At 64.2% G+C, this 9,521-nt stretch carries 16 protein-coding genes and 1 tRNA gene; 13 read left to right on the forward strand and 4 right to left on the reverse strand.

Annotated elements, in window-relative coordinates:
- The gene (locus CR156_RS06455) at positions 1 to 384 is read right to left on the reverse strand and encodes a helix-turn-helix domain-containing protein (RefSeq protein ID WP_095377413.1); all 384 of its coding nucleotides are present in this window, start codon (positions 382 to 384) and stop codon (positions 1 to 3) included.
- A 73-nt stretch (positions 385 to 457) separates the two neighbouring features.
- On the opposite strand from CR156_RS06455, the gene CR156_RS06460 reads away from it, so the two are divergent.
- Entirely contained in the window at positions 458 to 778 is a 321-nt protein-coding gene (locus tag CR156_RS06460) for a hypothetical protein (RefSeq protein WP_095377412.1), read from the forward strand.
- A 210-nt stretch (positions 779 to 988) separates the two neighbouring features.
- Here CR156_RS06460 and CR156_RS06465 read toward each other — a convergent pair whose 3' ends face one another.
- Together CR156_RS06465 and CR156_RS06470 are read right to left on the reverse strand one after the other, a co-directional pair.
- On the reverse strand, positions 989 to 1,348 hold the full coding sequence (locus CR156_RS06465; protein WP_100552228.1) for a hypothetical protein: 360 nt from the start codon (positions 1,346 to 1,348) through the stop codon (positions 989 to 991).
- 220 nt (positions 1,349 to 1,568) lie between these two features.
- Positions 1,569 to 1,901 carry a hypothetical protein gene (locus CR156_RS06470; protein ID WP_100552229.1) on the reverse strand — a complete coding sequence of 111 codons (333 nt, stop codon included), beginning with the start codon at positions 1,899 to 1,901 and terminating at the stop codon, positions 1,569 to 1,571.
- A gap of 174 nt (positions 1,902 to 2,075) precedes the next feature.
- On the opposite strand from CR156_RS06470, the gene CR156_RS06475 reads away from it, so the two are divergent.
- From CR156_RS06475 to CR156_RS06510, 8 genes are read left to right on the forward strand one after another with little or no spacing between them, the layout of a single operon-like run.
- Positions 2,076 to 2,600 (forward strand): hypothetical protein, encoded by a 525-nt coding sequence (locus tag CR156_RS06475; protein ID WP_100552230.1) that lies wholly within the window; start codon positions 2,076 to 2,078, stop codon positions 2,598 to 2,600.
- 17 nt (positions 2,601 to 2,617) lie between these two features.
- Complete coding sequence (locus CR156_RS06480) at positions 2,618 to 3,664, forward strand: helix-turn-helix domain-containing protein (protein WP_100552231.1); 1,047 nt, start codon at positions 2,618 to 2,620, stop codon at positions 3,662 to 3,664.
- Complete coding sequence (locus CR156_RS06485; RefSeq protein WP_032977757.1) at positions 3,657 to 4,211, forward strand: hypothetical protein; 555 nt, start codon at positions 3,657 to 3,659, stop codon at positions 4,209 to 4,211. The genes CR156_RS06480 and CR156_RS06485 overlap by 8 nt, the downstream gene beginning before the upstream one ends.
- Positions 4,208 to 4,753 carry a hypothetical protein gene (locus CR156_RS06490; RefSeq protein ID WP_065195871.1) on the forward strand — a complete coding sequence of 182 codons (546 nt, stop codon included), beginning with the start codon at positions 4,208 to 4,210 and terminating at the stop codon, positions 4,751 to 4,753. The genes CR156_RS06485 and CR156_RS06490 overlap by 4 nt, the downstream gene beginning before the upstream one ends.
- 47 nt (positions 4,754 to 4,800) lie before the next feature.
- The gene (locus tag CR156_RS06495) at positions 4,801 to 5,184 is read left to right on the forward strand and encodes a DUF1064 domain-containing protein (protein ID WP_231113991.1); all 384 of its coding nucleotides are present in this window, start codon (positions 4,801 to 4,803) and stop codon (positions 5,182 to 5,184) included.
- Positions 5,181 to 5,519, forward strand: coding sequence for a hypothetical protein (locus CR156_RS06500; RefSeq protein WP_100552232.1), 339 nt, complete (start codon positions 5,181 to 5,183; stop codon positions 5,517 to 5,519). The genes CR156_RS06495 and CR156_RS06500 overlap by 4 nt, the downstream gene beginning before the upstream one ends.
- Entirely contained in the window at positions 5,516 to 6,343 is an 828-nt protein-coding gene (locus CR156_RS06505) for a hypothetical protein (RefSeq protein ID WP_100552233.1), read from the forward strand. Before CR156_RS06500 ends, CR156_RS06505 begins: the two co-directional genes overlap by 4 nt.
- The gene (locus CR156_RS06510; RefSeq protein ID WP_100552234.1) at positions 6,340 to 7,254 is read left to right on the forward strand and encodes a hypothetical protein; all 915 of its coding nucleotides are present in this window, start codon (positions 6,340 to 6,342) and stop codon (positions 7,252 to 7,254) included. The genes CR156_RS06505 and CR156_RS06510 overlap by 4 nt, the downstream gene beginning before the upstream one ends.
- A 20-nt stretch (positions 7,255 to 7,274) precedes the next feature.
- Here the strand turns inward: CR156_RS06510 and CR156_RS06515 are convergent, their stop codons facing one another.
- On the reverse strand, positions 7,275 to 7,769 hold the full coding sequence (locus tag CR156_RS06515; protein ID WP_065195876.1) for a hypothetical protein: 495 nt from the start codon (positions 7,767 to 7,769) through the stop codon (positions 7,275 to 7,277).
- 83 nt (positions 7,770 to 7,852) lie between these two features.
- On the opposite strand from CR156_RS06515, the gene CR156_RS06520 reads away from it, so the two are divergent.
- The 4 genes from CR156_RS06520 (at position 7,853) to CR156_RS06535 (ending at position 9,487) form a co-directional block, all read left to right on the forward strand.
- A complete protein-coding gene (locus CR156_RS06520) occupies positions 7,853 to 8,284 on the forward strand; it encodes a hypothetical protein (protein WP_100552235.1) in 432 nt (143 codons plus the stop codon).
- 204 nt (positions 8,285 to 8,488) lie between these two features.
- Positions 8,489 to 8,565: transfer RNA gene (locus CR156_RS06525), tRNA-Met, on the forward strand.
- 132 nt (positions 8,566 to 8,697) lie between these two features.
- On the forward strand, positions 8,698 to 8,952 hold the full coding sequence (locus CR156_RS06530) for a hypothetical protein (RefSeq protein WP_164186119.1): 255 nt from the start codon (positions 8,698 to 8,700) through the stop codon (positions 8,950 to 8,952).
- Positions 8,945 to 9,487, forward strand: a complete 543-nt coding sequence (locus CR156_RS06535) for a lysozyme (protein ID WP_100552236.1) — start codon at positions 8,945 to 8,947, stop codon at positions 9,485 to 9,487. Before CR156_RS06530 ends, CR156_RS06535 begins: the two co-directional genes overlap by 8 nt.
- Positions 9,488 to 9,521: the final 34 nt, after the last annotated feature.

Here is a 9,521-nt window from a genome sequence, read left to right on the forward strand (position 1 = left end):
TTAGCCGGCCTTCGTCGAAAGCGCCCCGGTCGGCAGACCCGCGTACCGCACCTCGGCGTTTGCAACGCGCTCAATGTTGGTTCGGCCCGGCTCAGGTGCTGCTATGTAGTCCTGGATGACCTGGTTGAGCCGTTGCGCGGTGAGGACTTCGAGCGGGACATCCTGAATAAACAGCATCCATGCTGGTACTCCGAACGCCGCCGCTAGGCCGTCCACCGTGCGGACGGTAGGGGAGGTCTCGTGGGTCTTTCCGTAAGTGACGACGTTGCCAACGTTGCGCTGGGATAGTCCCGCGCGCTTGGCGACCTTCGCCTGAGTCTCGCCGCCCGCTTCCATAAGCCGGCGGACGTTGTCGGCGAGGACCAGGTTCGAATCAATGTTCATGTAAGCAGAATATTGATCGGCCTCGGCAAAGTACTGCTTTCCACCTGAGCAAACTTTTGCTATATCTAGGGGCATGGACGCCGATACCCTCTTGCATCAAACCGTGGTGCGCCTGCGTGCGCATGAAGGGAAGTACGCCGAGATCGCCCGGCAGAACCCGGACATCGGCTATTCGTGGCTGACAAAGCTGGCGCACGGGCAGATCACCAACCCGACGATCGCCAGCCTGCAGCAGCTGATCGAGGCGCTGAACGCCTTCGAAGGCCTGGAGCGGGGCGGCCTGGCCGAAGTGGCCGCGCAGGCGGATCCGGTTATGGATCCGGTTATGGAACTGCGCGCCGAGCCGAGCGGTGACGTGGACGCCGGCCGCATCGTGCCGCTGGAGACAGCCTGATGGCCCGTCGACACCTCAGCAACCCTCGCGAAGGGGAGGGCAAAGGCCACGGGCGGGATCGCAGGGAACTGCGCGCGCTGCGTCAAAGGGTGCGCGACCTGGAAGCCCAGGTCGCGACGTACCAGTTGCCTGGCAACGAGTTGATCCAGAAAGCGCAGGCAGAGTCCAATGCCAGCATCGCCCTGCTTGAGCAGCAGGCCGCGCGCTTGATCACTCCGCGGCAGGCGCTAGCTCAATGCCAGGAAAAACTGAGCGCGCAGCGATCAAAAATTGTTCAAGAAACGCTGGATCGGAGCCCTGCGCGGCGAACGCTTCGTACGCGACTTGCAGACCTGCTTCGACGTTTCGTCGGGTGGCTTGATCAGCATTCGCAAGGAGGCCATCCGTGATGGTGCGTTGGGCTGCTTGCATCCCGCCGGACATGTGCTCCTTCAGGAGGAGCTGTTGGAATGAGCTGTGGTTGGCATTGGCGAAATTGCCGATGACACCAGCTATTCGTGCGTTCTGCTCATTCAGCTGGACGACGGCAGCCTCGAGCCCTGCGAGTCGCTGGGCAATCTCTTGGTCCATGGTGATCTCCGTGGTACGTGTGGTTGGGTGGTACCACCAAGCCTACCCGGAGATCGCCGCCAATTCGGTGGTGCTGCCATGACCGGCGAGCGCCGCGGCCCCAAGGTGGCCAGGGAAATGGCCCTGCCACCCAACACCCCGACAGTCATGCTCGCGGTGCTGCAACGAGTCGGTGCGCTCGAACGCAAAGTGCGCGCGCTGGAGAAGCAGCAGGCGGCTGCTACCGCTCCCGCTCCGGTTCGGGCTCCTGCGCCTGCTCCGCCTTCTTACGACCCAGGACCCGTTCACGCGCCACCATCGCCTGAAGAACCGTCGATTCGGCTTCAAGCAGCTGCTGCAGGATCCGCTCGCACGAAGGGTCGTGGGCTGCGCTGGCGCTTCTGTCGCGCATTCCTTGGATGGCGCGGCGAATCATTCCGAGCAACAGCTTCAAGTTGGGATGACTGCCAATGAGCGCCGTGATCGTCCACTTCTGCGCTTCGTGGGCATCTTCCAAGGCTGCGATGCGTTCGTCGTACTTGGCGAAGCGATCTTCGATTTCAGCGGGGGTCATACGGTCTTCCAGGGGAGGCTGAGAGCTCCCGATTCTGCCATCCGTTCAGAAGTTTGTCTGCGCGTAAATTGCACCCCTTTTGCGCGCATTTTGCACATATCTCGCACATATCTCGCACACGGCGCGCGCTGCATCTACCTGTATCGCGCGGCTATCAAAACCCCGAGGACTCCCATGCCCTGGATTGAAGAAACCTGGTTGCAGGACGCTCTGGCCGCTCTGAAGGCGACCTGTGACGTCGACGCCCACACCCGCAACGAAATGATCCAGTTCCTCCTGGACAACGGCTTCTGGGACAAGGAGAAGCTGAAGGACTGGGCCAGCGCGGTTGCCAAGTTCAACAGCTGCCTCAACCCGAACAAGGCCGAGTTCTTCAAGATCGGCGAGCTGTGGGCACTCATGCGTCGATTTGATCGCCACCAGCTCTTCCTGGCCATGGCCGCCGACCTCGGCTACGAGGTGCGCGCCATTCCGACGGAGCAACGCCGGCAGCAGCTGCTGCAGCAGCTGCTCGATGCACAGCTGCAGTGCGCGGTGACGGCGGAGCGTGTCTCCAGCCAGTTGGAACGCCTCAATACGCCAGCGCCGGAGCCGCGCCAAGGTGCCATCCATGGACAGGTTCGTGCGCAGTTCAGCAGCCCCAACGAATGGACCGCGCCTAGCAGGGCAAACGCCGTCGTCATGGTGGGCTGCCCGTAACGGGATAGGCCTGCGCAATGAGCAACGAAATCACGAAGCTCTGCTGGCCACTGCAGATGCCACCGCCCGCAAAGGCGGTGCTGATGGCGATTGCGTGGCATGCAGATGACTTCGGCATGGCCTTTCCGGGCCTCACCACGCTGATCGAGAAGACCTGCCTGAGCAAGACAGCACTGCTCAGCGCGATCGCGTGGCTGGAAGACAACCAGGTGCTGACCATTCGCCGCGGCGGCAGTGATGCCGGCGGCACCAAGTACAGCAACCGGTACAGCCTCAACCTTGGCCGTCTGGACAAGAACGCGTTCGCGTCGAAGCCGCGGCGCGCATCTAAACCGGTTCGCCAGACGGACCGGTCCGAGAACGTCGAAGGTGCTGACCGGTCCGCCACACACACCGGTACGGATGCCGAACCGGTCCGCGACACGGACTGGTCGGATGAGACTGAAGACGCCGACCGGTACGCGGGAAACACCGGTACGCAAGAACGACCGGTACGTCTCGCGAACTCGACCGGTACGTCTGACGGACCTGACCGGTCCGTCTCACGTACTCAACCGGTACGCGAGACGGACCCTAAAGGTCATGAAAGATCAGTAAAGGTCATTGAATCGTCAAACGCGCAAGCACGCGACGACGAAGCGGTGATGCCGCAGCTCAGCGCCGACGAGGTCGATCGCGAGCTGATGGGCATCCCCCGTTTGCCGCCGGGTCTGGACCCGCAAGTCCTGGCCAGGTTCGTGCGGCACCGCCGCGTGCTGGGCAAGCCGATGACGATCAGCAGCTGGTTGGAGCTGCAGCCGCGGTTCCGCCAGCTCACGGCCGACGGCCACGACCTCAACCGTTCCCTGCGCCAGACGATGGCTGCAGGCCTGGCACTGCCCGTAACACCGAAACCCGAGGGGACCGATCATGCCAACAATTCAGGCTCTGCTGCCGAACGAGTCCGACGTCGAGCAGAAAAGGACGAGCTCCGTGACGCCGCTGCAGAGGCAGACGCAGCCGCCGGCGCAGCAGGCGCCCTTGACGGCCCGGGCTACGCGAACGCTGTGGGTGCGCATGGCTGAGATCTACGGGTACCGCTGGACCAGCGCCTACGGTGAGGATCCCAGTGGCGGCGCGGCCGCGACGTGGGCGAAGGGGCTTGCCGGGCTCACCGGTGAGCAGCTGGCCGCTGGCCTGGGGTCGAGCATCGCCTCGGCTGACCCATGGCCACCAACCCTGCCGGAATTCCGCCTGCGCTGCCTCGGTGTGCCGAGCTTCGCCGCGGTTCGCAACGACACCGGCCGCCGGGATGGCTTCACGCGCCTGGTGTGGCAGTACCTGGACGGTCACCGGTACCGCACCTCGAGCGCGGACAAGAGCGACCGCCTGCTGCGCGAGGCCTACGACCAGGCACGCGAGTACGTGATGCGCGGCGGGAGGCTGCCGGAAGAGCCAGTAGCGGTGCTCGGCCAGGCCGCAGCGTCGCCGCCGGTACCGGCCAGTCCTGAAGCCCTGCGTCGTGCTGAGCGGGAGATCGCGGAGATCTTCGGCAAGGGATCCGCAGAGCCTGGCAACGACGACCATCCGCCGGCGACGGGCAAGATGGCTGCTGCAGGGCTGGACCGATGATCGACCCGGACCAGCTGCGCAACTACCACCGCCAGCAGGTGCTGTACGCCCTGCAACAAGGCGGTGAGCCGATGACTGCCTCGGAAGTGCATGAAGGCATGACCACCCTGGCCCTGGCCATGGGCCATCCCAGGGAGTGTGCAGCGATCACACCGGCGGCGGTGGCCGGCATCCTGCGCGGCATGCTCGGCGAGGTCCTTGTCGTCCAGGGCGAGGATAGACAGAACCCGAGGTACGGCCGTGGGGAACCGACGTGGACTGCTGTCGCGGGCCTGGCGCGCGTGGAGCGACCACTGGCACCTGGCACGCGAGCCGTTGGAGCTGGCGATTCTGTCGCGGCGCAGCCCCTGCCGGCGCAACACCAGTTCCGTCAGATCACCGTGGACCAGCGGCTGGCATTCCTGCAGGCCGAGTGCAAAATCCTGCTCGCCGATATCGCACGCGACTACACCGCGTTCGAGCAGCGTGTCCGCGTTCAGATCTCCGCGTTCGAGCAGCGTGCCGCGCGACTGTTGAACCAGGGCGAGGACGCTGGCGCATGAGCAACCGCGGGTTGAGATATAGCCGTGTCGAGGACATGCCTGCAGGAATGCAGCAGCTGCTGCAGAAGGCGCGCGCTGTCGAGAGCAAACCGGCGCCGGCGCTGCGCCCGGAAGAAGTGGCTGCGGCACCGAAGCGATCGAAGTACGGCAACGTGGTCACGATGGTCGATGGGATTCGGTTCGACTCCAAGCGGGAGGCGCGCTACTTCGAACAGCTGAAACTGCGGCAGCAGGCCGGCGAGGTGCACTACTGGTTGCGTCAGGTGCCGATGCACCTTCCCGGCGGCACGAAGTACGTCTTGGATTTCCTGGTGTTCTTGCGGACCGGTGATGTCGAGTTTGTCGACGTGAAAGGCAAGCAGACCAAGGAATTCCGGATCAAGAAGCGCGAGGTCGAGCACCACTACCCGATCAAGGTGCTCCTGGCATGAGCGGCTGGAGATCGAGCGGCAGCGCAGCCGGCACCCGCGTCGACCTCAGCGCGGTGTCCACCACGGCCCTGCTGCAGGAGATCGAGCGCAGGTGTTCGGCTGGCGGACTGCCGAACGTTGATCGGGCGGCCAAGGAACGGCCGCTCGCGACAAAGGCGCTCTGGGCCCAGGACAAGGCCAACCAGGCACGCGCCAGGCTCGAAGAGCTCCGAGCGCAGCCGCTACCGGCGTGCGAGGCAGAGCTCGCCGCCCGTGCTGCTCAGGACTCGCAACTGGTCGCCGATGTCGTGAAGTACGACGGCATGGCCAAGGCATTCAAGAGGAAGGGCCAATGAAACCTGCAGAGCTGAAGGCGCAGTTCCCGACCGAGGCTGCCCTGTGCAGGTGCCTGATCGACTCCCTGACCGCGGCTGGCGGCTGGGAGATATACCCCGAGACGGCCGGCTTCGACATCCTCGCTGTCTGGAAGACGACCGGGCACCAGCTCGGCATCGAGGCCAAGCTGCAGCTCAACTCCAAGGTGGCCGATCAGATCCTACCGGTGCACTGGAGCAACGCCGACCAGCGGGGCCCGGACTTCAGGGCGGTGCTGGTTCCCTGTACGACGGCAGCAAACTACGGCATTGCACGCATGCTCGATGCGCTGGGCGTTCAGGTCCTGGTCCCGGACAGCTGCACCGCCCGGTGGAAGACGGAGCCCGGGCAGCAGATCCAGCGCGAGGTGCAGCGGCATGGCCTGCACCAGCCCGCCCCGTGGGACCGCGCATCCGGTGATCTCCGCGAGTGGGGACCCACAGCATGGTTCGATTGGAACCCCACCGAGCGCTGTGAGCTGCCTGAGTTCGTGCCGCGGGTTGCCGCGGGTGTGCCGGCGCCGATCCAGCTGACACCCTGGAAGGTTGGCGCGCTGAAGGTGCTGGCCGACCTCGAACTCGATGGCTTCACGACTGCGAAGGGCGTCCGGGCCCATGGCGTGGATCCGCGCCGCTTCTGTGCGACCGACGGGTGGCTGAAGCAACTGGGCGAGGGGAGGTGGGCCCGCGGGACTCTCCCTGCATTCGATGAGCAGCACCCCGAGGCCTATTCGCAGGTGCTGGCCAAGGCGCGCGCCGCGCGCGCTGCAGCGGTGGCAAAGAAGATCCAGGAACAGGCGCCATGAACGAAGCTGCAGTCGGCACCAACGCACTCGCCGTCGCGCGCGAGCTCGAGGCGACGCTACTCAAGGGGACGAAGATCCCCTCCTGTGCCAACTGCAACGGCAGGGCGAGGGTGTGCTGGCCTGGCCGCGAGTCGCAGCCAGTGCAGTTCCAGTGCCGGCACTGCGGGCCGCGGAGCGCAGTGTTCGACAGCGCCGCGCCTCTCGAGTGTGGTCGGTGCGGCACCGTCCCGGCCAGCCTGTTTCCCCGCGGTGCACAGATCCAGTGCTGCAGCTGCGGGGCATCCTCAGCCGTGTTCGTCGGCCCCGATCCCGCCGGTGCTCTGGCCGCTGCGTTGGACGCCTGGTGCCGGCGCGCACCCATCCTGCCGGTTCTGGACGATGGCACAGCACAGCGGCGCCGGGGCGCAGCGCCGGATGGATTCGATGACGACGGCAAGGGCGACGTCCTGGAGATGCTGTCTCGCCTGCTGGTTGGCGGGAGCTACCGCATGCCCGTGGAGGGGCGCAGCACGTTGGCGCCACTGGGCAGCAGCGACATCGCCGGCGCGGTCGGCTACATGCGAAACCCCCTTGAGAAGCACACCGCGCTGGCTGTCGCGACTCGGATGGGGCCATCGGCGTTCGCCAGGCTGTCCCTTGCTGCATACCGACAGGTGGCCAAGGACATCCGCGCTATGCGACCGCGGCCGCTGGATCTTGGCAAGCCGGCTGATCGCTGGCGCCTGCGTCTGGTGATCTACGACGCAGCCCACGAACTGGTGTGGCCCGAGCGGCGGCAGCCGTTCGCCGGGCTGGCCAAGTCAGCGAAGATGCGCAAGGGCAACTACATCAAGGCACACAAGTGCGCCAGCGCCGTATTACAGGAGGCGCTTCACGGAGGCCGACGGGGGTTCCGGCAAGCGATGTGGTGACCAGAGCAGCTTTGGCGCCCTTATTCGGATAGGGTCAATTCAGCAGTGCAAAAGTCGTGAAGCACTGACAGCTTGGGGTCGAGAAGCGCGCTGAAGAGCTGGTACTTCCTGGCCATCTCCTGTCGCTTGTACGGGTCTACATGGGGCAAGTTGAGGTCATTCCGGAGATTGGCCAGGTCCGTGGCCATTTCGCCGAGTTCCACGGCGGCCATGTACGCGTCGTTTCCGAAGAGGTAACGGAATCGCCGCGCACCGGTTCGCACTCTGACTGCTCTGGTGTGGTCTGGCACATCCTTCAGGATCTCGATAATGGGGCTTTCCACCTCGTTTAGCGCAGCCATGCGCTTATCGAAGAGGTCCGCCTTCAGCTTCTTCTTCGCCGTAGCGGCCTGCTCACGGGCAGTCAGCCATTGCCGCAGGGCGACGTAGAAGACGCCGCCGGCCAAGCTAAGTTGACCTATCGCGGTGAACAGTCGTAGCTGCAGGTCCGTCATTCCCCAAACCGTCTCAACCATTGCGACATCCTCCCTGTATTGGCCGGGATTATCACATTTGTTAAGGTTTGTTAGGGCCATGTTGGCCAGAACAGGGAGCAGCAATGTCGGGACAGTTCTTCAACCTGCAGGGGCAAATCGTTACAGCGGAGGAGGCCTTGCGTGCAGCCGCGAGCTTCATCGGAACAGATCTCAAGACGCGTGGCGACGTCCTTGATGGTCGGGTCGCTTGGGAGTACGTGCTCCGGATGGATACGGGTCACGGCCGACAGTTCGATCTGCGGGTGAAAATCTGGTGGTCGGACATCGCCGCAAGCCCATACCATTTCGCTCGCAGTGTCCATGTCAAAGCCCCGCATATGTTGAGTCCCTATGTAGGGAATGGTTTGGCGGATACGGTAGTGGAGGCCTTACTTACGGCTATCCGTGACACGATGTACCCGATCGAGGAAGGGCGGAAACAGGGATTGCAGTTCGACATCACTTGGCTCCACCCAAACCATGATTACGCCACAACACCCGGTTACAAAGACTGATCGGCGGCAGAGGAAACGTTTATCTAGATGACCTCAGTCGTTCCTCATGAGGAAGATTTCTTCCTCATGAGGAACCGCAGTTGCCTCGGGAACCGAAAGTAGGGTTGAATTCCTACAGTGGGCGTTCTTATGGGCGCCTCAATTCAAAGGCCGTTGATTGACCAGGACGTGGGAGTCCACTGGTTGATCAGCGGCTTTCTTGTTTGCGGGGTAGAGCAGTCCGGCAGCTCGCGTGGCTCATAACCACGAGGTCGGTGGTTCGAATCCACCTCCCGCTACCAAACGGCCGGTAGTCATGGCCACCACTCAAGCCAGCACATAGGCCGTCGTGAGACGCGCCGCTGGTGTCCGCGCGACCTTGCAACCGCGGTAGTGGTGGGCCATGCCGGCCTCCTTTCATTGGGGGAACCGCGGTGGGCATCAAAGAGCAGATCACTACGGACCTGGCGGTCGCGGGTTCGAAGATCGGGGCGGCAGCCAGCGTCACCGCAGCGACCTACTCGCCGGGCTACACGTTGAGCGACTGGGCGCTGATCGGCACGATCGTGTTCACCGTCGTCCAGACGTTCACCGTCATGGTGAAGAACTGGGGCGACTGGTCCGCCTGGTGGTCCGCGCGCATGGGCAATGCCAGGCGCTTCTGGGCATGGATCCGCCGCCGTGGCTGACACCACGCTCAGTACCAAGCAGCGGATCGGCTTCGCCGCTGCACCACTGGCGCTGATTGGCGCGCTGGTAGCTGCCCTGGGAACGAACGATTCGGCCCACGAAGGGCGGCGCTACACGCCGTACGACGACTCGGCCGGCATTCTGACCGTCTGCGCCGGTATCACCGGCCCGGCAGTGGTGAAGGGCAAGCGCTACACCGACGAAGACTGCACCAGGCTCGAGACGGCCTACGTGCGGACGATGCTGGGCCACATGGGGCGGTGCGTTCGCGGTGATTTCGAATTCCACGAGATCAAGGCCTGGGGCCACTTCGCCTACAACATCGGGACACCGGCCTTCTGCGCCAGCACCGCGGCGAAGCGGCTCAACGCCGGCGAGCGCCAGCCTGCCTGCACCGAAATGTGGAAGTGGCGGTACGTCACCATCGGTGGCGCAAAGCGTGACTGCGCTCTGCCTCAGTGGAGCTCGAAGTGCGGCGGAATCATCGATCGCCGGCAGTGGGAAATGGCCACCTGCCAGGGCCGCCTGCAGTGATCACCAGGGCGGCGGTCAGTGCCTGGTGGGCAGC

It is taken from the genome of Stenotrophomonas lactitubi, assembly GCF_002803515.1.
GTDB lineage: Bacteria > Pseudomonadota > Gammaproteobacteria > Xanthomonadales > Xanthomonadaceae > Stenotrophomonas > Stenotrophomonas lactitubi.